Below are 24,107 nucleotides of genomic sequence, written 5' to 3'. Positions count from 1 at the left end.
TGGTTTTTCAGCAAAAAAATATGAAAAAAGAGCCGCTTGGCAAACAGTTAGGCGATAGTGAACTAACCGTCAGAAATGATGACGACCCACCAATAAGGCAGGCCTGAATGATAAACGCCTAATGCTCGCCTTCTGCCAGAAAACGATCTTTCAGCTTGACGTAGTTACCGGCGGTATAGGCAAAGAAGGTACGTTCCTTGTCCTTCAACGGCCTGAGCTGTCTGGCAGGATTGCCTGCATAGACATAGCCACTCTCCAAGCGTTTACCGGGAGTAACCACCGCCCCGGCCGCAATAATCACCTCATCCTCCACTACGGCCCCATCCATCACAATCGCGCCCATTCCCACCAGGATTCGGCTGCCCAGCGTGCAACCATGCAGAATTGCCTTGTGGCCAACAGTAACGTCATCGCCTAACGTCAGCGGAAACCCCTCGGGGTTGTAGTCGCTGGCATGCGTAATGTGCAGCACACTGCCATCCTGAACGCTGACGCGTGCGCCAATACGGATACGGTGCATATCACCCCGAATCACCGTCATGGGCCAGACCGAGCAGTCATCGCCCACTACCACATCGCCGATCACAGTGCTGTCAGGGTCAATGTAAACCCGTTCGCCCAATTGCGGCTCAATACCCTGATAACGTCTCAACCCCTTGCGCATTGCTGCCTCCTGATTTATCCAGTCTTGTATTGACACCTAAAACAATGCACTCAACAGTACGATAAAGGTCATTGGAATAGCTATCCAGCGCACTATATTGAGCCACAGATAAAACCCCCAGCCGCTGTTGCCCAGAGCCTCTTGGGCCTTTTCCCGAGGCATGACCCAAGCCGCGAAGACAGCAATCAGCATGCCACCCAGCGGGAGAAAAATATCCGGCGGAATGCTGCTGACCAGCTCAAACACATTGCGACCCAGGAAGGGACGAAAATCGGCCAGGCTCGAAAACGATAGCGCGGATAACAGCCCCATCAGCCAGACACCCAGGGCTACCGCCATGGTTGCCTTGACTCGCTTCATGCCGGCCCCCTGCAGCGTCGCCACCATGGGCTCTGCCAGATTGATTGCCGATGTCCAGGTAGCCAACAGAAGCAGCAGAAAGAAGACACTCAGCCAGGCCGCCCCCCAAGGCAGTTCTGAGAACGCAATAGGCAGAGTCACAAACATCAACCCAGGGCCTTGGGTCGGATCGAGCCCTTGCGCAAATACCACGGCAAAAATCGCTATACCTGATAGTAACGCAACGCTGATATCCAGCACGGCGACAGCGGCAGCGGCTTTGGGCAGACTTTGCTTATCCGGCATGTAGGCGCCATACGCCATCAGGGCACAGGCTCCAACGGCCAAGGTGAAAAAGGCGTGACCCATGGCATGCAGAATGACCGTAGGCGTTATCAGCGCCATGGACGGTTTGAACAACCAGACCAGCGCCGGCACGAAGCCCTCTGTGGTGCTGGCATAGATTGCCAAGGTTACTAACAGCAAATAGAGCAGCGGCATCAGAAGGTTATTCAGCCGTTCCAGCCCCTTGGCTATGCCTGCGGCCACCACTCCCATGGTCATGACCAGAAAGAGGGTATGATTGAAAACCAGAAGCCCCGGGTTGGCCAGAAAGGCATCAAACCCGGCGCCGATTTCCTGTGCAGTGGCGCCGCTGAACTTTCCATTGATAGAAGCCACCAGAAACTCGATGGACCAGCCGGACACCACCGAATAGAAGGACAGAATGCAGAACACAGTGAAAGCACCAAAGGCGCCCAACCACCGCCAGTGACGTGAACCGCCGGCTTGTGCCGCCAAGGCGCCCAGCGCCTGTATCGGGCCACGTCTTCCGGCGCGCCCCACCATGATTTCGGCCATCATGACAGGGAGCCCGAGCAATAGCACAAAAACGATATACACCAGCAGAAACACGGCTCCGCCGTTTTCGCCAGCAATATAAGGAAACCGCCAGATATTACCTAACCCTACAGCGGCACCTGTAACGGCCAGAATAAAAGCACGCCTGGACCCCCAGCGCTCAAGTGTTTCACTCATGACCTGCCCCACTCACTCGCCCGCTGATAAAAACATCGTCAAAACGGATAGCTGATAGAGGATATCAGAACACGCCTGACACCCGAGATTAAGCTAACGAGAGGATTGAAACCTCGTCAGCGCGCCCGCACTCTATAGAAATGTATCGTACACCGCAATTTTCCTACTGAGGTCGACATGCCTAACAATCCCCTGCTCACAGCGCATACCCTGCCACCTTTTGATGAAATTCGCGCTCAACATGTCGTGCCGGCTCTCGACTACCTGTTAGATGAAAGTCGACAACGCATCGAAGCATTGGCGCTACAGGCTGCCACTACGCCTCCCGACTGGGAAAACTTTGCGGCCCCGCTTGAAGATATTAACGACCAACTTTCCAATGCCTGGTCGCCGATTTCACATCTTAACGGCACCATGAACAGTCCCGAGCTGCGTGAGGCCTATGAAGCCTGTATTGGCAAGCTCTCTGACTTCAGCACCTGGGTTGGACAACACGAAGGCCTGTTCAACGCCTGGCAGGCACTCAAGGAAGGGCCTGGCTGGGCAACGCTTGACGATGCTCAAAAGCGTGCAGTCGAGAACACGCTGCGCGATTTCCGTCTTGCAGGCGTTGATCTGCCAGCGGAAAAGAAAGCTCGCTACGGTGAGATCAAGTCACGCCTGTCGACACTGACCAACCAGTATTCCAATAACGTCCTGGATGCTACCCAGGCCTGGCATAAGGATATCCACAACGCTGAAGACCTGGCGGGCGTGCCGGAAAGTGCCCTGGCTACCCTGAAATCCCTGGCGCAGGCCAAGGGTGTCGACGGCTATCGGATCACGCTGGACTTCCCGAGCTTTTACCCAGTGCTCAGTTACGCTGACGACCGTGCCCTGCGCGAAGAAGTCTATACCGCCTTTGTCACCCGCGCCTCTGATCAGGGCCCCAATGCTGGCAAATTTGACAACGCCGCCATCATGGAAGAAATCCTGGCATTGCGCAGCGAGTTGGCCACGCTAATGGGCTTTGCTACCTATGCGGATTATTCACTGGCGACCAAAATGGCCGATTCTCCTCAGCAGGTACTGGACTTCTTGACCGACCTGGCCCAGCGTGCAGTGCCCCAGGCACGCGAAGAGTTTGCCGAGCTGCAAGATTTTGCCGCACAGGAGCTGGGGCTGGAAAACCTCCAGCCCTGGGATGTCGGCTATGCCAGCGAAAAGCTCCGTGAAGCACGTCATGCAATTTCCCAGGAGCAGCTACGCCCCTACTTTCCAGCGCCCCGCGTAGTGGATGGGTTGTTCAGTGTCGTGGAGCGCCTATACGGTGTACGCTTCGAGGAAAAAGAGCATGTCGCCAGCTACCATCCGGATGTGCGTTATTTTCAGATTACTGAAAATGATACCCCCATTGCCGGTTTTTATCTCGACCTCTACGCCCGCGAAGGCAAGCGCGGCGGTGCCTGGATGGCTGATTGCCGTGTCCGCCGCCAGACATCCGCTGGCCTGCAACTGCCGGTGGCCTTCCTGACCTGCAACTTTACCCCGCCTGTAGGCGACAGGCCTGCGCTGCTTACCCATGATGAAGTCACTACCCTGTTCCATGAATTTGGCCACGGGCTACACCACATGCTGACCCGCCAGACCATTGCCGATATTTCCGGCATCAATGGCGTCGCCTGGGATGCGGTAGAGCTACCTAGCCAGTTCATGGAAAATTATTGCTGGGAGCGCGAAGGGCTGGACCTGCTGGCAGCGCATATTGATACCGGTGAACCCTTACCCGGAGAATTGCTGGAACGCCTGCAAGCGGCGAAGAACTTCCAGTCTGCCATGGGAATGGTTCGCCAACTGGAGTTTTCGCTGTTTGACCTCCGCCTGCATCATCTCGACTCAGCACCAGATGCTTCCCACATCCAGGCGCTGCTGGATGACGTGCGTCACCAGGTAGCGGTGATGCCTGCAGTGCCCTTCAACCGTTTCCAGAACAGTTTCGGGCATATTTTTGCCGGTGGCTATGCGGCGGGCTACTACAGCTATAAGTGGGCCGAAGTTTTGTCTGCCGACGCCTGGAGTGCCTTTGAGGAAGCGGGTATTTTCGACCCGACAACAGGCCAGCGTTTTCGCCAGCATATCCTGGAGCAGGGGGGTGCCCGCGACGCTGCTGAACTTTTCGAAGCATTTCGTGGCCGTGAGCCCAGTGTTGAGCCCTTGCTGCGCCATAGCGGCATTCGCGCTGCCTGAACACCCATTCCCGACAGCTGCGTGGCCGTTAAAGGCCACGCATGGAGCCTATCATGTCAACGGTAAAACGCTTTATCGCAGGAGTTACCTGCCCACGCTGTGCCGAGATGGACCGTATTCGCTCCTGGGAGCAGAACGGCATTCGTTATCGTGAATGCGTCAGCTGTGATTTCTTTGAGCAATTGCCCATTGAAGATGAGGATGCCCCAGAACTGCAGACACGCGTCAACAAATTAAGGGAAGAACAAAAGCAGCAGGACATCCAGACGGTACGTATTCTCGATCCCGGCAGCTCACCGAAGCAAGGCAATAATACTTGACCTTCTTTAGATCACCCAGGATGCCATGGGCAGTACCCCTCCCCCCACCTGACTGACGCGGCCAGCACCACCGCACAGGGAAAGTGTGTGAAAAAACGCACAACTTGGTCGCTATCACGTGCGGAATTGTTAACACTTAAGCACTGGCCGCTTTAGACAAAAGTTTAAATATAAAAACTTAATCTGCTGTTTAATAATGAAAAAATAGGCAATGGCACACTAATCGCTTCTAAAGAGATGCTAATAATCATCTGCACAGTGACTACACTGATGTCATTGCCCTTGATGATGGGGTGATTGAATCATTTCACATCTAATAACAGTCTCAGGAAATCTCGCCATGCGCATGAAAAAAACTGCAATGAACAATGCCCTGCCCACCGCTGCTGCACTGCTTGCCGGTGTTACATTGCTGGCCGCCAGCAGTGCTCAGGCTGACCGCTCCGAGTGGCCAGATAACTTTACGGTTGGCACCGCAAGCCAGGGCGGCACCTACTATGTTTACGGTTCAGGCTGGGCCAACTTCATTGCCGATGAGCTGGACATTTCCGGTGGTGGCGAAGTCACTGGCGGCCCGACCCAGAACCTGGCCCTGGTACACGGTGGCGATGTTGCCTTCGGCCTGACCACCATGGGGCCTGCTTCAGACGCTATTAATGGCGAAAGCCCACTGGCCCCGGGCATGGAGATGGATAACGTCTGTGCCATGTTCCCGATGTATGAAACGCCCTTCTCGATCACTGCTCTGGCGTCTTCGGATATTGAGTCGATTGAAGACATTCCGGAAGGTGCCCGCATCGGCTTTGGCCCGGCGGCCTCTACCTCTGATACCTACTTCCCGGCAATGCTTGAGACCCTGGGTGTAGAGTTCGATCGTCGTAACGGTGGCTGGTCTGACCTCGGCGGTCAGCTGCAGGATGGTCTGCTTGACGTTATCGCTTTTGCAGCCGGCATTCCGATTCCAGCCGTCAGCCAACTTGAAGTGCAGACTGACGTCAACATCGTCGAGTTTACCGATGATGAAGTGAATACCATTCTTGAAAACTTCCCGGTGGCTGAATTCATGATCCCGGCCAGCACCTACGAGACATTGGAAGAGGATGCCCGCGCGGTTTCCATGTGGAACTTTGCCATTGCGGGTTGCGACCTGCCGGAAGACTTTGTCTATGAAGTCACCAAGGTAACCATGGAACAGAACGATCGTATGCGTTCCATTCACCGCAGTGCTGCTACCACCATCCCGGAAAATGTCGACAAGAACACCGTGCTGCCCTTCCATCCGGGAGCGGCTCGCTGGTACGAAGAAAACGGATATGACATTGCTGAAGACATGATCAAGTAAACGTCACGTTCTTAAGGCCTGCCCCGCTCCGGCAACACCGGGCGGGGCAGTTTTTGCTTATAACGCGCTTTTTTGTTGCATTGCTGTGAGGGTGACCTCTTATGAGTCACAGATCTGACCCCAACCCTGGCGACCTTGCGGATACCCCGTCAAGCGGTCAACCCGATGTCGTGGTTGTTGAAGGCGTTGATGAAGAAGTCGTCGAGAATAACCGTCGTCTGTTTAACGGCTGGCAGTTCTGGCTGTTTGCTGCTCTGGCGGTTGCCTATTCTTCTTTTCATCTGATTTCACTGAATATCTTTCCCATGGAGACCTGGTCCTACCGGATCGTACACATTGCCGGTGCCCTTATCCTCGGGTATGGGCTTTATGCAGGTAGCCGCTTTGCAAAAAGTGAGCATGAAGCATCCCCTGTGGCCCTTAAATGGCTCAGTTATGCCCTGCTGCTTCCGGCGCTCTATTCGCTGTTCCAGGTCTTCATGATGCAGCAGACCCTGGCCGGCGGTGCCATGCGCATCGATCCTGCCATTGAGTCCTGGCATTACGGTTACCCCCTGATGCTGACGACCGCAGCGGCGATTATGCTGTCATGGGTATATCGTCAGGTGCGTCACCGCTTCAATCCGGCAGATCTGGTACTGATGGTGTGCGCCCTGGCCAGTGCTGGCTACCTGCTGGTAGCCTTCAACACCAATATGCGCATGTCCACAGGTACCTCTTTTGCGCCAGTGGGTATTGCATGGGCCGCCGTTGCCGGATCATTACTGATTCTGGAACTGACCCGCCGTGTGGCCGGCCTGGCACTGGTGGTTATTTCGGTCGTTTTCCTGCTATATGTATTTGCAGGCCCGTACCTCCCAGGCTTTCTGGGTTATCCCGGCTTATCGATCAACCGCTTTTTCAGCCAGGTTTACACGGATACCGGCATCCTGGGGCCGACAACGGCTGTCTCTTCCACGTATATCATCCTGTTTATCATTTTCGCTGCCTTCCTGCAGGCCTCCAAGGTCGGTGACTATTTCGTCAACTTCGCCTTCGCAGTCGCGGGCAGGGCGCGTGGCGGCCCGGCCAAGGTATCCATTTTTGCCTCTGGCCTGATGGGCATGATCAACGGCACCTCAGCGGGTAACGTTGTTTCCACAGGCTCCCTGACAATTCCGCTGATGAAGAAAGTCGGCTACCCAGGGCGTAGCGCCGGCGCCATTGAAGCCGCTGCGTCTACCGGTGGGCAGATCATGCCACCCATCATGGGGGCAGGTGCCTTTATCATGGCGGAAATCACCGGTATCCCCTATACCGAGATAGCCGTTGCCGCGATTATCCCTGCCATTCTTTACTTTCTGTCCGTCTATTGCATGGTCGACTTTGAAGCGGCCCGTAAAGGCATGCGCGGCATGCGCGAAGACGAAATCCCCCAGTTCCGCAAGCTGGCCAAGCAGGTTTACCTCTTTGCGCCTATCATCATTCTGATTGTGGCACTGTTCATGGGCTATTCAGTGATTCGTGCTGGGACTCTGGCAACAGCGTCTGCCGCCGTTGTCAGCTGGATTTCACCCAACAAGATGGGGATTACCGCCATTCTGCGTGCCCTGCAGCTGGCGGGCATCATGTCGATCCAGATTATTGCGGTATGTGCCTGTGCAGGGTTGATTGTAGGCGTTATCTCCCTGACCGGAGTTGGCGCACGCTTCTCCTCACTGCTGCTTGGCGTTGCCGGTGTCAGCCAGCTGTTGGCATTGTTCTTTGCCATGTGTATCTCGATTCTGCTCGGCATGGGGATGCCCACTACGGCGGCTTATGCAGTAGCAGCATCGGTGGTTGCACCGGGCTTGATCAATATCGGCATCGAACCACTGATTGCACATTTCTTCGTGTTCTATTTCGCGGTGGTCTCTGCCATCACGCCACCGGTCGCGCTGGCATCCTACGCAGCGGCAGGTATTTCTGGTGATAATGCCATGGGCACGTCCGTCGCTTCGTTCAAGATCGGCCTGGCCGCATTTATCGTGCCCTTCATGTTCTTCTATAGCCCTGCCATGCTGATGGAAGGCAGCGCCATGCAGATTCTGCGCGTCGGCCTCACCGCGACACTGGGCATCATCCTGCTGGCCGGTGTGGTTCAGGCGTGGTTATTTGGGCCAGTAAAAACATGGCAGCGGGCCGTCATGCTGATCGGCGCCATCTTCATGATCTATGGCGGCATCTATACCGACATTGCCGGGCTTGCGATTGGTGCTGTGCTACTGGCAATGCAGCGTCGACTGCACGGTAGTGGCAAAGCTGCCGCGTCAACCGGCTAGCGCCAGCGTTTCAAGTGGCTGACAAAAACCCCCGCACTTATAAAAGGCGGGGGTTTTTTATGCATATCACTGTGACGCCACGTCAACTGAGTCTCTATCCAGTGAGATTACCCATAATCCTCTTCACAGGCGCCGATTGATTCAACGTGTAGAAATGCAGACCTGGTGCGCCACCATCCAACAGCCGCTCACACAAGCGTGTCACCACATCGCTACCAAAATCGGCAATCGCCTCACTATCATCCGCATAGCTTTCCAGCTGTTTGCGAATCCAACGTGGAATCTCTGCGCCACAGGCATCAGAAAAACGTGCCAGCTTGGTATAGTTGGTGATGGGCATGATGCCGGGAATGATCGGTTGTGTAACACCCAGCGCACGTGCCTTATCCACAAAGTGAAAGTAGGCATCCGCAGTAAAGAAATACTGGGTGATTGCCATATTGGCCCCTGCTTTCATCTTACGGGCAAAATTAGCCACGTCTTTATCGAGATTTGGCGCCTGAGGGTGCGACTCCGGGTAGGCACCGACGGCAATCTCAAAATGATCTCCCGTCTCTGTGCGGATAAACTCGACCAGCTCATTGGCATAACGCAGCTCACCCATGCTAGCGGTGCCTGACGGCATATCGCCACGCAAGGCCACCAGGCTATCAACGCCTTCTTCACGGTATTCTGCCAGCAGATCGCGCAGCTGGGCTTTGTCACTGCCAATACACGAGATGTGCGGTGCAGTGGTGACACCGCTCTGGCTAATATCCCGCACGGCATTTCGGGTACGCACCTGGGTCGAACCACCGGCCCCGTAGGTCACTGAAAAAAAACGTGGATGACAAGCCGCCAGCTGATCCCGGGTGCGCATCAGCTTGTCACGCCCGACGTCAGTATTCGGAGGGAAGAACTCGAAGCTGATACCGAGGGGGTGTTCTTGGCGGCTCATGGTTGTCCTCATAGTCAGTGAATTCGGCGCGCCGATAGAATGGCGTTTTATGAACGTGTATTCTCGCTGCTACGCGGGCGCTCGGCTAATGAAAGATTCCACACAGCAACTTTAATTTTGCTCATGTTGAAAACCGCATCGATGGGAAAATAATTCATGGAAAACCTTGCGGCCGACGCATTATCCGGGCCTCTGCTAATGCTTTTATCATTTGTCGGCCTTGGCTGGATTGCTGCTCGCGGGCTGAGAATTGACCCCCAGCCCATTGCGACCCTGCTGGTTTACCTGATTGCACCACTGACGTTTTTCCGCGCTCTCATGAACGGCGGTCCAACGCCAGACTACCTGCTACTTACTTTGATACTTTTCCTTATCAGTAGCGCCATTGCCTTGTTGGTACGCGCCGTCACTCAACGCTATTTTGGTGCTCAGGAAGGGGCCTTACTGGCGTTTTCCGCCGGCACGGGCAATACCGGCTACTTCGGCTTGCCGATAGCACTGATCATCTTGCCTGCGGAAGGTGTTACCCTTTATCTGTTCTGCATTCTAGGCGTTACATTGTATGAATTTACCGTCGGCTTCTATGTCAGCGCCCGCGGTCAGTTCTCGGTACGCCAGAGCCTTGGCAAGATTGCCCGTCTGCCACTGGTCTATGCCTTTCTGGCAGCGCTATTGTTGACCCAACTGGGTATCATACTGCCCTCTGACGTGATGACCTCGCTGGATGTATTTCCCGCCACCTACACGCTGCTCGGCATGATGATTATTGGCATGACACTTAGCCACGTCACCCTGGCCGCCTGGGATACACGTCTTATTGGAGCCTGTATCGTTTTACGCTACGGAATATGGCCACTGGCGACCTTGGTCATGGTGGTGCTGTTGCAGCATTGGATGGCGATACCCGCGTCATTGGCCATGGCCGTCCTGTTACTGGGGGTAGTGCCCATGGCCGCTAATGTGGTGGTGGTGGCCATGGAGCTGGGCATTCAACCCCAGAAAGGCGCCCTGGCAGTGCTAGTGACAACCCTGATGGCCCCTTTACTGATTCCTGTCTATCTGGGGGTGATGTTCAGACTCAGCGGGCTGGGTTAAACGCTATGGTTCAGAAACCCTCCACGCCTGCTTTTTTAAGGGTAGCTGCCATCCGCTGGATTTCAGAGTGCTTAAAAAAAGCAGCCAGCGCTCTGCTGCGCACAGGCCCGATGTCGGGTAGCGTTTGCCATTGCGCTGCGTTCAACGCCGCCAGGCTCGCCCAGTCGCCTTGCGTTTGATCACTGCCCTGTGGGGCACCAAGGGCCTGCAGCCAGTGGGCAAAGGGCTGGCTTCTTGCCGCGTCAAATTCGGTCAATAGTCGATTTGCCCTGGCTTGACCAATACCGGAAGCGGCCATGAGTGCATGCTTGTCCAGATGGATCCAATCAACCAGGCCGTTTACTACCTCCGCCTTCAATAAGCTCTCCCAGGTACCTTCACCTATACCTTTCATTTCAAGCCTCTCCCCAAGCCACGCCAGGCGAGCTAGCAGCTGGCTCTGACAACCTTGAAGCGTTTCGTCAAGCGTCAGGCAACTCAATGCATGGTAGTCCTGCGCCTCCGGTACCCAGAGAGGCTGGCGATGGGAGGATTGCATGACCACGCTCGCCAACTGGGGAATCGTCAGCCCTCCCAGCGTTACGGTCACCATATCGCGGGCACGCAGATCCAACGTCTGCCAACGTGAAAGCGACCCCAGCGAAATACGACTGATACGTCGCCCTTCCAGGGTGACTGGCTGGAGGTGAACCACGGGCGTAATACGTCCCGTCCGGCCAATCTCAAACGATATCCCACGCACGGTCGCCATGGCCTGTTGCGCGGGGTATTTCCAGGCTAGCGCCCAGGAGGGAGGCTCAGCGTTGGCGCGCAACCCTTCAGCCGGAAACCGGGCTTGCTTGAGTACCACTCCGTCTGTTGCAAACGGCAGCGGATGGTCAAACCAGCGCTCTCGCCACTGCTCAGCCTGAGCATAGCCCGTCACAGGATGTGAATATTCTGCGCTATCAAACCCCAATTCTGCGAGCCGGGCCAAGTGTTCCTGCATGGCTTGCGGGCCAGCCGGCCAGGCCCAGACAAAAAGCCCGATGCGTTCCAGCATCGTATTATCAGGCGCCTTTTGAGCCATAACACCCGCGACTTTCCCGCGCAGCTGTCGGTGCCCGTCTCGAGACTGTACGTAATCGTTGCCCGCTCGCCAGTAAAGCTCGCCCTGAAAAACCGCCGTAATGGGCTTTGGAAGCTGATTGGGAACCGCCGGCAGTTGGCGGGCGCGTGACGTCCAAGCCTGACCGCGCTGGCCATCGCCTCGACTGATCGCGTTTACCAGACGTCCATCAAGATATTCAAGGCTGACCGCAACGCCATCTACCTTGGGCTGTATCCACAGATTGTTCCGGCGCTGCATCCAACGCTGTACCCCTGCGCTATCACGCTTTTCCAGGCCTCGTTGAGCATAGAGGTGGGGAAGGCGCTCACCAGGGGTGACCGCCGCTTGCTCAGGGCGGTGGGGCTGAGAGGCCCCCATACAGTTACGCCAGTGTTCCAGTCTGGCAACTGCCTGATCGTAGATATCATCACTGACCAGCGATCTACCCTGTTGATAATAAGCATCATCCCATTGGCTGATCTGCTGGTTTAATGCCTGGATGTCAGCGTCAAGCGTCTCGGCGGGTCGGGTCGGACAATCAGCCCCCTGACCCGCGGGCACCCAGAGCATCAGGAAGACAAGTAGCAGGTCCCTGATAAAACGATGATGGCAACACATCCTTGTTCCCTCCTTACGTTAGGGCTTTTCTCTCCTTATAAATCAAGCGTAGACAAAAAAGCGCCCCGTGGATAAATTCCGCGGGGCGCTTGGCTGGCAGGAAATGAACCGTTTCAGAGGGTGTTACAAACCCGCCGACTGGCGCAGAGCGTCTGCCTTGTCAGTTTTTTCCCATGGAAAAGCGGTAAAGGTCTCGACCTGTTCCTGACCTTTGTCATCCATCCAACGGTAGCTGTGTTCAAAGGGCTTACGGCCAAAGTGACCATAAGCAGCCGTCAGCTGGTACATCGGGTGCAACAGATCCAGCATTTTGGTGATCGCAAAGGGACGTAGATCAAAATGCTCGCGTACCAGCTTGACGATTTCAGCATCGGCAATATTTCCGGTGCCGAATGTATCGACCGATACCGAGGTTGGCTCGGCTACGCCAATGGCGTAGGAAACCTGAATTTCACACTTGTCGGCAAGACCTGCGGCGACCACATTCTTGGCCACATAACGGCCTGCATAGGCAGCACTGCGGTCTACCTTGGAAGGATCCTTGCCCGAAAAGGCGCCGCCGCCGTGACGTGCCATACCGCCGTAGGTATCGACGATAATCTTGCGCCCCGTCAGACCACAGTCTCCCACAGGGCCACCAATGACAAACTTGCCGGTCGGGTTGATGTGGAACTGAGTGCTGTCATCCAGCCATTCTGCTGGAATCACCTGCTCAATAATTTCCCGCTTGACCATGGTACGCAGCGCTTCCTGATCAATATCAGGGTCATGCTGGGTAGAAAGCACCACGGCGTCGACACCGCAGGGTTTGCCATCAGCGTCATAACGGAAGGTAACCTGGCTTTTCGCATCCGGGCGTAACCAGGGCAAAAGGCCCTGTTTACGCAGCTCGGCCTGACGCTCCACCAGGCGATGAGCGTAATGAATCGGCGCAGGCATCATCGAGACGGTTTCATTGGTAGCGTAGCCAAACATCAGGCCTTGATCGCCTGCTCCCTGATCTTCCGGCTTGGTGCGGTCAACGCCCTGGGCAATATCAACGCTCTGCTTACCTATCAGGTTGATTACACCGCAGGTAGCGCCATCAAAGCCGACATCTGATGACGTATAGCCAATATCGGCAATCACCCGGCGGACCAGGGTTTCCAGGTCAACCCACGCAGCCGTGGAAATCTCGCCGGCAATAATGGCAACGCCCGTCTTGACCATGGTTTCGCAAGCAACACGTGCCTGCTTGTCACGGGCAATGATGGCATCCAGCACGGCATCAGAAATCTGATCGGCAATCTTGTCGGGATGCCCTTCGGAAACGGATTCGGAGGTAAACAGGGAGTATTCGCTCATCGCGCTCTTGACCTTCTGTGTGACGGCTGTCGCTCGAAGCATCAGCAGGAAATCTTGGCAGGAGGCCCTGCCTACATAACCGAAGGTGGCAAAGCCACCTCGGGGACCAAAGTCTACACGCTGTTGGCAATGCTTCCCAGCGTCTTGCGCGGATATCCAGTGATCGATTTGCCCCTCGTGTTGAACGCCAGGTGTGCAGCATTATTTGCCGCCGCTGGCGAAGTCGGCGACAATACGCGCTTTATTATTGTTTTAAGGCGAGGAGCACTCAATGCCGTCCCGTTTCGAGTTGGCCAATGCCATTCGCGCCCTTTCCATGGATGCTGTTCAGAAGGCCAAATCCGGCCATCCCGGCGCCCCCATGGGTATGGCAGATATTGCCGAGGTGCTATGGAATGACTACCTCAAGCATAACCCTGAAGATCCCAAATGGGCGGACCGTGACCGTTTTGTTCTCTCCAATGGCCATGGTTCAATGCTGCTTTATTCACTTCTTCATTTAAGCGGTTACGACCTTGGCCTGGAGCAGTTGCGTAACTTTCGTCAGCTGCACTCACCGACTGCCGGCCACCCTGAATTCGGTTATGCACCGGGTATTGAAACCACGACGGGCCCGCTGGGCCAGGGGTTTGCCAATGCCGTGGGCATGGCACTTGCCGAGAAAACCCTGGGCGCCCAGTTCAACCTTCCTGGCCACACCCTTGTTGACCATCACACCTGGTGCTTTGTGGGTGATGGTTGCTTGATGGAAGGTATCTCTCATGAAGTAGCGTCGCTGGCAGGCACTCAGAAACTTGGCAAGCTGATCACCTTTTATGATGATAACGGCATTTCGATTGATGGTGAGGTTGATGGCTGGTTTACCGATGATACAGCCAAACGCTTTGAAGCTTACGGCTGGCATGTTGTGCCTGACGTTGATGGCCACAAGCCAGAAGAGATCAAGGCCGCTATCGAACTGGCCAGGCAGCAGGATGACAAGCCAAGCCTGATTATCTGTAAAACCATTATTGGCTTTGGTGCCCCCAACAAGCAGGGCAAGGAAGAATCTCACGGGGCACCGCTGGGCGATGATGAAGTTGCCGCGGCGCGGGAGCAGCTTGGATGGCCGCATGCGCCCTTCCATATTCCTGAGCCTGTCTATACCGCCTGGGACGCGCGCGAAGCTGGCAGACAGCGTCAGCAGTCGTGGGAAGAGCAAATGAGCCGCTATGCCGAGGCGTTTCCTGATGAAGCCCTGGAATTCAAGCGCCGCCTGAAAGGTCGCCTGCCGGCGCAGCTTTCCAGCGAGGCCCTGATTCAGCAAAGCCAGGAAAAAGGTGAGCATATTGCCTCACGCAAGGCATCCTTGGGAGCCCTGAATGTTCTGGGCCCGCAAATGCCTGAACTGTTTGGCGGTAGCGCCGACCTGGCACCCTCTAACCTGACGTTCTGGAACGGCGCCAAAGCCATCACCCCGGATGATGCCAGCGGTAATTACCTGCACTACGGTGTACGTGAATTCGGTATGGGGGCCATCATGAACGGTGTTGCCCTGCACGGCGGTTTTGTGCCCTATGGGGCGACCTTCCTGATCTTCATGGAATATATGCGCAACGCCGTACGCATGGCTGCTCTGATGGGACAACGTGCGATCTATGTTTTCACCCATGACTCTATCGGACTGGGTGAGGACGGCCCGACGCACCAACCGATTGAACAGCTGACCAGTTTGCGCACTACGCCCAACCTGAGCACCTGGCGTCCCTGTGATGCTACTGAAACTGCCGCTGCCTGGGATGCGGCACTCAAGCGTCACTCTGGCCCGACAGCACTGGTGCTGTCTCGCCAGAACCTGCCTAATCAGGCACGCACCAAAGCCCAGCTGGCTGACATCCAATGCGGTGGTTATATCCTCAAGGACAGCGAGACAGCGCCAGAGCTGATTCTGATTGCCACAGGTTCTGAAGTGGCCCTGGCCATGGAGGCGGCGGCCGAGCTGGAGACAAGCGGCAAGGCGGTACGCGTGGTTTCCATGCCTTCTACCTACCGTTTTAACGGCCAGGACGCCGAATACAGGGAAAAAGTGCTGCCCGCCAGTGTGACCAAGCGGATTGCTATCGAAGCAGGCCACGCCGATTACTGGTACAAGTATGTCGGCCTGGATGGCCGCGTGATCGGCATGACCACCTATGGAGAGTCAGCCCCTGCAGATGATCTGTTCAAGCACTTTGGTTTTACCGTCGACAACATTGTCAAACAGGCTCATCAGCTGCTCGGTCAAGCCTGATAGGCCATTCTGTGACGGCGTTAGGTGGGTTTTTATGGCTTGTCAGTTTCTGGCTGATCGGTGAGGTTATTATCTACCTTACCGCCATGCCGGTCTCTTCCGGTGTGTTGGGCATGCTGCTGCTAAGTATCACTCTGGCGATACGAGGGGGTGTTCCCGATACCCTGGCGGCTGCGGCCCAACCGCTGATTGCTCTGCTGGCGATGTTGATCATGCCTGGTGTGGTAGGCGTTTTCTTTGTCGCCGGCGAGCTTGGTAGTCAGTGGATCGCCATCATAGTCAGCCTGATACTGGGCACTCTTTTGAGCGTATTGACCACGCTATGGTTAATGCGCCTTCTGATGCGGGGCCAGGATGTTAAGTGATAGCTTACTTGAACAGTTGACTGAAACCCCATTGTTTGCCGTGGCACTGACCCTAGCAGCTTACCTGGTCGGCATGACCATCTTCAGACAACTTAAACAGCCCACCTGGTTACCCGCGGTATTGATTGCCGCCTTGCTATTGGCAGTCTTCCTGCTGGTCAGCGGGCTTCACTACACCACTTATCAGCAAGGGGCCGCCTGGCTATCGGTTTTGCTTGGCCCCGCCACGGTGGCACTGGGCATGCCGCTTTACCAGCAATTTCCACGTATTCGTGAACTATGGCGCCCACTGGTGGTTTGTCTGCCTATCAGTGCCAGCCTGGCCGCTGTTTACGCCGTGGGCATTGCCTGGCTGATGGGCTTACCTGACCTGGTGCTGGCGTCCCTGGCAGCAAAGTCCGTGACGGCACCGATTGCCATTGGGGTTACACAGCAATTGGGCGGCTCCATTCCGCTGCTGATGGGCGGGCTTCTGATCACCGGTGTCGTGGCCATTGCCTTTGTCAGCCTGGCCGCCCGATGGATGAAGATCAGCGATGAGCGCCTCATCGGCTTTGCATTAGGGCTTAATGGCCATGCTATCGGCACGGTCAGGGCTTTTGAAATCAGCCCCACTGCAGGCGCATTTGCCTCATTGGGCATGAGCCTGACTGGCCTGTTCACCGCATTGTTGTTACCTCTGGTCTGGCACTTGCTTGGCTGACTCTCATCTTTAGCACGCATTAAGGAGATATATGGCCGCGCGGGCTTCCACTTTTCGTATTGCCATCAACGGCTATGGCCGGATCGGCCAGTGCGTTCTGCGTGCCTTGGTAGAGCGCCAGTCGGCAGACATCCAGGTCGTCGCGATCAATGAGCTCTCCAACCTGGATACCATTACCTACCTGACCCGCTTCGATACCACTCACGGGCGCTTTCCAGTTCAGGTGGACACCCATGACGACCATCTGGTGATTAATGGCCAGGCTATTCGGGTCCTGAACGAACCTGATCCGGACAAACTTCCGTGGGCAGCGCTTGATATAGATCTGGTGCTTGAGTGCTCGGGGAGTTTCAAGGATCGAATCACCGCCGAAAAGCACCTGGCGGCGGGTGCCAAGCGTCTGCTGTTTTCCCAGCCAGCAGAAAATGATCTGGATGCCACCATCGTCTGGGGCATCAATCAGGAAGTGTTGTCAGCTGAGCAGCATATCCTTTCAGCCGCATCCTGTACCACTAACTGCCTGCTGCCATTGCTGACCGTGCTGGATGAAGCGATAGGTGTAGAGCACGGGGTGACCACCACGGTGCATTCTGCCATGAATGATCAACCGGTCATTGATGCCTATCACCAGACGGATCTACGCCTGACGCGCTCTGCCATGCACTCGATTGTGCCTGTCGATACCGGCCTGGCCAAGGGTATTAGCCGTTTGATGCCCAAACTGACCGGGCGTTTCGAGTGTTTGCACCTGCGGGTTCCGACCATTAATGTCTCAGTGATGGATCTTGCCGTTACGGTCGCCCGGGATACCGATAGAGAAGAAGTCAATCAGTTATTGAAAGCAGCAAGCCAATGCCATCTGCAAGGGATTCTGGGGTACACCGAAACGCCCATGGCCTCAGTCGATTTCAATCATGATCCACACTCCGGCATCCTGGATGCCACCCAGACCCGGGTAGCTGGCACGCGTCTGATCAAGCTGCTTTGCTGGTTTGATAACGAATGGGGGTTTGCCAACCGCATGCTGGATATCAGCCAGCGTCTGGCAACGCTGACACAAGCTGGTTATCACGACCCAACCCATCACACTATTAATAAGAGGACACCTGCTCATGAACGTACAGAAAATGATCGACCTGCCACTCCAGGGTCAACGCGTCCTGATCCGTGAAGACCTCAACGTACCCATCAAGAATGCCAGCGTCTCAAGTGATGCCCGCCTGCGCGCCGCGCTGCCCACCATTCAGGCCGCTTCAGACGCAGGTGCCAGAGTCATGTTGATGAGCCACCTTGGCCGCCCGACGGAAGGTGAGCCGGCGGAAGAGTTTTCCCTGGCCCCGGTGGCTAAACACCTGGAGCAACTGTTGGGTCGCCCCGTCACACTGATCAAGGACTACCTGGAAGCTATCCCTGAGCTTAGCGATGGGGATGTTGTGCTGCTTGAAAATGTACGCTTCAACACGGGCGAGAAAAAAGACGACGAAGCGCTGGCCAAGCAGTACGCCGCGCTGTGCGACCTCTTTGTGATGGATGCGTTTGGCACGGCGCACCGTGCCCAGGCATCGACTCACGGTGTTGCCCGCTTTGCACCTGCTGCATGTGCCGGGCCGCTTTTGGCCAACGAGCTCGAGGCCCTGGAAAAGGCCCTTGCCCATCCCAAACGCCCCATGACAGCCATTGTTGGCGGATCCAAAGTGTCTACCAAACTGGATGTCCTCAACGCCCTCTCAGAAAAATGCGATCAGCTGATTGTCGGTGGCGGCATTGCCAACACCTTTATCGCTGCAGCAGGCTATAATGTAGGCAAATCACTTCATGAAGCAGACCTGGTCAATCAGGCCAAAGCGCTGATGGAGAAAGTGCAGATTCCGATGCCTAGCGATGTTGTTGTTGCCACAGAATTTTCCGAGTCAGCGGAAGCGGTTGTCAAACCTGTGGATCAAGTGACCGATAACGAAATGATTCTGGATATCGGCCCGGAGACCGCAGCACGCTTGGCAGGCCTGCTGAAAGACGCCGGCACCATTCTCTGGAACGGACCGGTTGGCGTCTTTGAAATCGATCAGTTTGGAAAAGGCACAGAAGTCATTGCAGAAGCTATCGCTGACAGCCAGGCATTCTCGATTGCCGGCGGCGGCGATACCCTGGCCGCTATCGACAAGTACGCGATTGCTGAGCGTGTTTCTTATATCTCGACGGGGGGCGGAGCATTTCTGGAGTACGTCGAAGGCAAGACATTACCGGCGGTCGCTGCTCTGGAGGCATCAGCGCCTGGTGCCAGGACGGCGGGATAAACGATTTTGAACAGACTCTACTTACACACGATAACGATTTATTTGATATAAGGTGACTTTATGGCTCTCGTTAGCATGCGTCAGATGCTCGATCATGCCGCCGAACATGGTTATGGCATTCCCGCTTTCAACGTCAATAATCTCGAACAGATGCGCGCCATCATGGAAGCGGCGGATAAAACCGATTCTCCAGTGATCGTGCAGGCTTCAGCGGGTGCACGAAAATATGCGGGCGCTCCATTTCTGCGCCACCTGATCCTGGCCGCTGTGGAAGAGTTCCCGCACATCCCTGTGGCAATGCACCAGGACCACGGCACCAGCCCTGCTGTCTGCCAGCGATCCATCCAGCTGGGCTTCTCCTCGGTCATGATGGACGGCTCTCTGGGTGAAGACGGCAAGACACCGATGGATTACGACTATAACGTTGACGTCACTCGCCGTACTGTCGAAATGGCACATGCGTGCGGCGTTTCTGTGGAAGGGGAACTGGGTTGCCTGGGCAGCCTGGAAACCGGCATGGCCGGCGAGGAAGATGGTATCGGGGCAGAAGGCAAGCTGGGTATGGAACAGCTGCTGACGGACCCTGAAGAAGCTGCAGCGTTCGTCAAGGCAACTCAGGTGGACGCCCTCGCCATTGCCATCGGCACCAGTCACGGTGCTTATAAATTTACGCGGCCGCCGACGGGCGATACCCTGTCGATCCAGCGTATCAAGGAAATTCATGCGCGTATTCCTGACACTCACCTGGTAATGCACGGCTCTTCTTCCGTGCCTCAGGAATGGCTGGACGTCATCAATCGCTATGGCGGGGAGATCCCCGAAACCTATGGTGTTCCTGTCGAGGAAATCATCCAGGGCATCAAGCACGGTGTGCGCAAAGTCAACATTGATACCGATCTGCGCCTGGCTTCAACCGGGGCAGTGCGTCGTTTTCTGGCCGAGAATCCGTCTGAGTTTGATCCGCGCAAATTCCTCAAGGAAACCGTCAGCGCCATGCGTGACCTGTGTATTGCCCGCTACGAAGCCTTTGGCACGGCAGGCAATGCCAGCAAGATCAAACCGATCAATCTGGAAGAAATGTTCAAGCGCTACGAAAGCGGCGAACTGGCTCCCAAGGTCAGATAATCTCTCGAGGTGCTGTTCAAGAGGCAGCCGTATGGTTGCCCTCTTGACAGGCCCCAGCAGAAGCATGCAAAAGTCATAGAACAGTGTTCGCTAACGTCGTAGAATCATTCTATTATAGAATTATGATTTGTATGTCAGATAGCCGCGCTTTGAACAGTGCAAGGATCACTCATGTTTTTGCCGCTTCTGCTATTTGATTGCGACGGCACTCTGGTCGATAGCGAGCCCCTCCTGGCAGAAGAGATGGCAATCGGCCTCAATGCGGTAGGTCTGCCCTTTGTGGTTTCTGACTACATGGGTGAATTCCGCGGTGCACGTTTTCGTCGTATTGTGGCCGAGCTGCAGAAACGCTACGGCGCGGTTTCACGTGAACAGTTGGAAATCATGGAAGGTGCCATGCGTGCCAATCTGGCCACTCGGCTGAGCAATGAACTCACCACTATCGACGGTGCCCGTGAAGCCCTGCAGCAATTAAGCGATTACCCCAGAGCAGTGGTTTCTAACGGACCGGAAAAGAAAATCATTAATGCCCTGACAACAACTGCGTTGGGTGACTACTTCAACGGCCATCTGTTCAGCGGTTATGCAGCCAACTGCTGGAAGCCAGAGCCAGGTTTACATCTCCATGCAGCCCACAGCATGGGGTTTGATGCGGCTGACTGTATTGCCATCGATGATGCGCTGGTAGGTGTCAAGGCAGCACTGGACGCCGGAATGACGGTGGTTCACCTGAACCGCTTTCCTGATGCCGAAAAAACTCCCAGCGGCGCTGTCATGATCAACAGCATGTATCAATTACCCGCCACCATTCACCAGTTGACGAGTGACAGATGGGGCAACAGCACCAACCTCAAACGTTATAAAGGAGTCTAGTCATGGCGTCATTACGTGATCAGCTCGGTGGGCTTGTCTACTCAACAGAGCAAGGGGATATCTGCCCGGCGTGCCGCCAGGCACTTGAAAGCTGCTGTTGTGAAAATCTGGCTGAACAGGCACGCATTGCGTCACTTGATGGCGTCGTGCGTATTCGCCGCGAAACCAGTGGCCGCAAGGGTAAGGGCGTCACTACACTGTCAGGTATCCCTTTGCCTGAAAAAGAGCTCAAGGTGCTGGCCAAGCAGCTTAAGAAACGCTGCGGCACTGGCGGTGCAGTCAAGGAAGGAGTCATTGAAATTCAGGGTGATCATCGTGAAACGCTCAAACAGGCGCTTACCGAGCATGGTTACCAGGCAAAACTTGCTGGCGGTTGAACCGAGCTGAATCGGCCACTGGCTTACCAAGGCACTCATTATGGTTTGGCTGGAATACCTGCTACCACTGATTTTTCTGTTTCCGATGGCCGCAATGGCGGCCATCGTTCTTGCCTTGCGTAGCCTGTATGATGCCCGCATTACTTCACCCTTTGATGCCCACCCATTGCGCACGCCTGGGCAGGCACTGCGTAACCGCCTTGATCAGGCATTTTCCAGCCTTTTTCTTAATGGCACTCTGGGACCGCTGATCAGTCTTTCGCCCTTGGTATATGGCATGGGCAGGATGTTGTTTGTCGATCGCCAGGATTGGGTGGAATGGGCCCTATATGGGTTGCTTAGCACTTGTCTGGTACTGGTTTTTTCCCTGTTGCTGGTGCGCGATTATCAGCGTATCCGACGCCTGAAGCTTGGCCTGGCCTGTGAACTGGCTGTCGGCCAGGAGCTGGAAAGGCTGATCCGACCTGACGCTCATCCCTACTATATTTTCCATGATGTACCTACTGACAGTTTTACGATTGACCACGTGGTCGTCACACCCCACGGGGTCTTTGTGGTGGAAACCCGCGCACGCTCCACAGCCGTTGGCAACAATGGAAAAGAACTGACTCAGGTATTTGTAGAGCATGAACGTCTCCGCTTTCCGTATTGGCAAGAACGGCGCCCTTTGTATAAGACCAGGCAGGCGGCTCACTGGGTCAACCAGTGGCTGGAAACGCACTGTGGCGTTCATATACCGGTCCTCGGTGTTCTGGTCTTGCCTGGCTGGAAAATTGACACCTCGGAAGCCGCAGACGATATTCTCGTCGTCAGTGGTGATGACCTGGCTCGAAAACTTTCAGAACATACCTTGGGCGAGCTTGACGATGGCCTGCACGACCGGATTATCCATCTGCTGCTTGAGCGCGCTCGACTGATGGAAGGCAAGCCACTTCGGCAACCTTCCGTTTGAATGTTTGCGTGCCCTTTTAACTGCTGCCTTTAAGCTTGCCGCCCATTTCCTGCGCCAGATCGACGGCAAAGTGATCTGTCATGCCGCCAATAAAGTCCAACATGCGGCGATAACTGGCGTACAACGTCCAGTCACGCTGTGGCGTGTTTTCGCCTATCAGAGCCAGCACCCGCTGATGCTTAAAGGACAAGCGACCGGTATGATGCAATTCATGGGCTGCACCTATAAAGGCTTCCAGCAAGATGCCCAGCGTCGTATAGGCACCAATCTCAAGTTTTGCCTTTCTCTCGTTCTGGAATATCCTTTCCTGTGCCAACTGCTTGGCTGCACGCACGCCCCAACCCAGGTCAGGGTGACAAAGTTCCAGCAGATCATTTTCCAGACGACCGGCTAAAAGAGTTTGCTCGTGCTGGACAAAGACGGCGCTGACTTCATTCACGGCTCGCTCCATGGCAGAACCCCGCAAAAGGGCAATGCGCCGCCGCTGGGAGACTCCGCGCTTTTGCATTTCAAGATATTCAGCGGGCACTTCTCCTGCAATGTGCTTGAGAATGTCACTTACCTCGTGATAGTGCAGAATACCCATTTCCAGGCCATCTTCCAGGTCCAGGAGGGCATAACAAATATCATCGGCCGCTTCTACCAGCCAGGCCAGCGGATGCCGACACCAACGATTTTCTCCCTGCACCAGAAGTCCGAGCGCTTCGGCCACTTCGCGCAGTATGTCCAATTCCGACTGATATGCGCCAAACTTACCTTCCTGGGTCCGATGCGCCACGCTCCAGGGATATTTCAGCAAGGTGCCCAGCGTTGCCGCTGTCATGCGCATACCGCCCTGAAACTGATTATATTCAATCTGGGTAATAATCCTGAACCCTTGAGCATTACCTTCATAGGTAAGCAGATCGTCACGCTCTGGCACCGATAAACCATCGAGCAGGCCGCTATGACCAGCGCGCTGGAACCAATCCCTGATAGCGTACTCACCTGCGTGACCAAAGGGTGGGTTTCCGATGTCGTGACCCAGGCAGGCTGTCTGGATAATGACACCCAGGTCAGCAGGTGATATCCAGGCAGGCAAGCGATTTCCCAGCAGCTCACCCACGCTCATGCCTAGCGAACGCCCCACACAGCCGACCTCCAGCGAATGTGTCAAACGGGTATGGATATGGTCGTTCTCGGTTAAAGGGTGTACCTGCGTCTTGCGCCCCAGGCGCCGGAACGACCCTGAGAAAATGATACGATCATGATCCTTATGGAAAGGGCTTCGGCCAATCTCACGGCCACTGCCAAGACGTTTGTCATGCAAACGTTGTGGTGAAAGCAACTGCTCCCAGCGCATTGATGTCATCAGGCTCCTCCTTAGATGCTGCATTCTGACATAAATAGCTGCAACAATTCTCCTCGCGCCTTACGCCAAAATTTCCACGCAAAAAAAATCCCCCGGAGCGTAACCTCTGAGGGATTTTTAGTATAAGTGCCTGACGAGGATCCGCGCCGGGCTGCCGGGACGCTCCATGGGGAGACCCTTTTTTTCTTTACGCCCTACAAACAAAAAACCCAGCCGATGGGCTGGGTTTTTTGCGGTATAAGTGCCTGACGATGACCTACTCTCGCATGGGGAGGCCCCACACTACCATCGGCGCTAAGCGGTTTCACTGCTGAGTTCGGCAAGGGATCAGGTGGTTCCCACTCGCTATGGTCGTCAGGCGTAACAGGTGATATAGCAAGCTGATTCAGCGGCGTTTGGGGCCACTGCGTAATGTCTGTGATCGTCTCTTCGTATCCGGCTTTCTTGCATTTCGCTTTCTTGCTGTTGCAAGTTCTGCTGTTGCA

General features: G+C 55.3%; 20 protein-coding genes and 1 rRNA gene. 14 read left to right on the top strand and 7 right to left on the bottom strand.

What is annotated here, in order from left to right:
• Positions 1–118 precede the first annotated feature (118 nt).
• Together LL947_RS01130 and LL947_RS01125 are read right to left on the bottom strand one after the other, a co-directional pair.
• Positions 119–664 (bottom strand): gamma carbonic anhydrase family protein, encoded by a 546-nt coding sequence (locus LL947_RS01130; protein WP_290823009.1) that lies wholly within the window; start codon positions 662–664, stop codon positions 119–121.
• A 36-nt stretch (positions 665–700) separates the two neighbouring features.
• On the bottom strand, positions 701–2,041 hold the full coding sequence (locus LL947_RS01125; protein ID WP_499833691.1) for a sodium-dependent transporter: 1,341 nt from the start codon (positions 2,039–2,041) through the stop codon (positions 701–703).
• A gap of 177 nt (positions 2,042–2,218) precedes the next feature.
• Between LL947_RS01125 and prlC the strand changes: the two genes are divergently transcribed.
• The 4 genes from prlC to LL947_RS01105 all read left to right on the top strand — a co-directional run bounded on the left by prlC (position 2,219) and on the right by LL947_RS01105 (position 8,229).
• Positions 2,219–4,267, top strand: a complete 2,049-nt coding sequence (gene prlC / locus LL947_RS01120; protein WP_499833690.1) for an oligopeptidase A — start codon at positions 2,219–2,221, stop codon at positions 4,265–4,267.
• 53 nt (positions 4,268–4,320) lie between these two features.
• Positions 4,321–4,587, top strand: a complete 267-nt coding sequence (locus LL947_RS01115; RefSeq protein WP_290823006.1) for a YheV family putative zinc ribbon protein — start codon at positions 4,321–4,323, stop codon at positions 4,585–4,587.
• 340 nt (positions 4,588–4,927) lie between these two features.
• Positions 4,928–5,929: a TAXI family TRAP transporter solute-binding subunit gene (locus LL947_RS01110; protein ID WP_499833689.1), complete on the top strand. Its 1,002-nt coding sequence runs from the start codon at positions 4,928–4,930 to the stop codon at positions 5,927–5,929.
• 101 nt (positions 5,930–6,030) lie between these two features.
• Positions 6,031–8,229: a TRAP transporter permease gene (locus LL947_RS01105; protein WP_499833688.1), complete on the top strand. Its 2,199-nt coding sequence runs from the start codon at positions 6,031–6,033 to the stop codon at positions 8,227–8,229.
• Positions 8,230–8,323: 94 nt separating this feature from the next.
• Here the strand turns inward: LL947_RS01105 and metF are convergent, their stop codons facing one another.
• The gene (gene metF / locus LL947_RS01100) at positions 8,324–9,166 is read right to left on the bottom strand and encodes a methylenetetrahydrofolate reductase [NAD(P)H] (RefSeq protein WP_499833687.1); all 843 of its coding nucleotides are present in this window, start codon (positions 9,164–9,166) and stop codon (positions 8,324–8,326) included.
• A 156-nt stretch (positions 9,167–9,322) separates the two neighbouring features.
• Between metF and LL947_RS01095 the strand changes: the two genes are divergently transcribed.
• On the top strand, positions 9,323–10,261 hold the full coding sequence (locus LL947_RS01095) for an AEC family transporter (protein WP_290823003.1): 939 nt from the start codon (positions 9,323–9,325) through the stop codon (positions 10,259–10,261).
• 10 nt (positions 10,262–10,271) lie between these two features.
• Here the strand turns inward: LL947_RS01095 and ligB are convergent, their stop codons facing one another.
• Positions 10,272–11,969 (bottom strand): NAD-dependent DNA ligase LigB, encoded by a 1,698-nt coding sequence (ligB, locus tag LL947_RS01090; RefSeq protein ID WP_499833686.1) that lies wholly within the window; start codon positions 11,967–11,969, stop codon positions 10,272–10,274.
• 123 nt (positions 11,970–12,092) lie between these two features.
• Positions 12,093–13,313 (bottom strand): methionine adenosyltransferase, encoded by a 1,221-nt coding sequence (gene metK, locus LL947_RS01085; protein WP_290823014.1) that lies wholly within the window; start codon positions 13,311–13,313, stop codon positions 12,093–12,095.
• A gap of 271 nt (positions 13,314–13,584) precedes the next feature.
• On the opposite strand from metK, the gene tkt reads away from it, so the two are divergent.
• The 9 genes from tkt (at position 13,585) to LL947_RS01040 (ending at position 22,271) form a co-directional block, all read left to right on the top strand.
• Positions 13,585–15,582, top strand: coding sequence for a transketolase (gene tkt, locus LL947_RS01080; protein WP_499833685.1), 1,998 nt, complete (start codon positions 13,585–13,587; stop codon positions 15,580–15,582).
• 11 nt (positions 15,583–15,593) lie between these two features.
• On the top strand, positions 15,594–15,947 hold the full coding sequence (locus LL947_RS01075) for a CidA/LrgA family protein (protein WP_290823000.1): 354 nt from the start codon (positions 15,594–15,596) through the stop codon (positions 15,945–15,947).
• The gene (locus tag LL947_RS01070; protein ID WP_290822999.1) at positions 15,937–16,650 is read left to right on the top strand and encodes an LrgB family protein; all 714 of its coding nucleotides are present in this window, start codon (positions 15,937–15,939) and stop codon (positions 16,648–16,650) included. Before LL947_RS01075 ends, LL947_RS01070 begins: the two co-directional genes overlap by 11 nt.
• A 31-nt stretch (positions 16,651–16,681) precedes the next feature.
• A complete protein-coding gene (locus tag LL947_RS01065) occupies positions 16,682–17,821 on the top strand; it encodes a type I glyceraldehyde-3-phosphate dehydrogenase (protein WP_499833684.1) in 1,140 nt (379 codons plus the stop codon).
• On the top strand, positions 17,763–18,944 hold the full coding sequence (locus LL947_RS01060) for a phosphoglycerate kinase (RefSeq protein WP_290822997.1): 1,182 nt from the start codon (positions 17,763–17,765) through the stop codon (positions 18,942–18,944). Before LL947_RS01065 ends, LL947_RS01060 begins: the two co-directional genes overlap by 59 nt.
• A gap of 60 nt (positions 18,945–19,004) precedes the next feature.
• Positions 19,005–20,069: a class II fructose-bisphosphate aldolase gene (gene fba, locus LL947_RS01055; RefSeq protein WP_290822996.1), complete on the top strand. Its 1,065-nt coding sequence runs from the start codon at positions 19,005–19,007 to the stop codon at positions 20,067–20,069.
• A gap of 171 nt (positions 20,070–20,240) precedes the next feature.
• A complete protein-coding gene (locus tag LL947_RS01050) occupies positions 20,241–20,942 on the top strand; it encodes an HAD family hydrolase (protein WP_290822995.1) in 702 nt (233 codons plus the stop codon).
• A gap of 2 nt (positions 20,943–20,944) precedes the next feature.
• Positions 20,945–21,319 carry a translation initiation factor Sui1 gene (locus LL947_RS01045; protein WP_290822994.1) on the top strand — a complete coding sequence of 125 codons (375 nt, stop codon included), beginning with the start codon at positions 20,945–20,947 and terminating at the stop codon, positions 21,317–21,319.
• Between the two features lie 40 nt (positions 21,320–21,359).
• The gene (locus LL947_RS01040; RefSeq protein WP_290822993.1) at positions 21,360–22,271 is read left to right on the top strand and encodes a nuclease-related domain-containing protein; all 912 of its coding nucleotides are present in this window, start codon (positions 21,360–21,362) and stop codon (positions 22,269–22,271) included.
• 16 nt (positions 22,272–22,287) lie between these two features.
• On the opposite strand, the gene LL947_RS01035 is transcribed toward LL947_RS01040, so the two are convergent.
• The gene (locus LL947_RS01035; protein WP_499833683.1) at positions 22,288–23,622 is read right to left on the bottom strand and encodes a deoxyguanosinetriphosphate triphosphohydrolase; all 1,335 of its coding nucleotides are present in this window, start codon (positions 23,620–23,622) and stop codon (positions 22,288–22,290) included.
• A gap of 243 nt (positions 23,623–23,865) precedes the next feature.
• Positions 23,866–23,981, bottom strand: a 5S ribosomal RNA gene (gene rrf / locus LL947_RS01030).
• Positions 23,982–24,107: the final 126 nt, after the last annotated feature.

The organism is Halomonas sp. BLK-85 (assembly GCF_044792155.1).
Lineage (GTDB): Bacteria > Pseudomonadota > Gammaproteobacteria > Pseudomonadales > Halomonadaceae > Vreelandella.
Note: the sequence above shows the minus strand (reverse complement) of the source record. Positions and strands in the feature narration are given on the sequence as shown.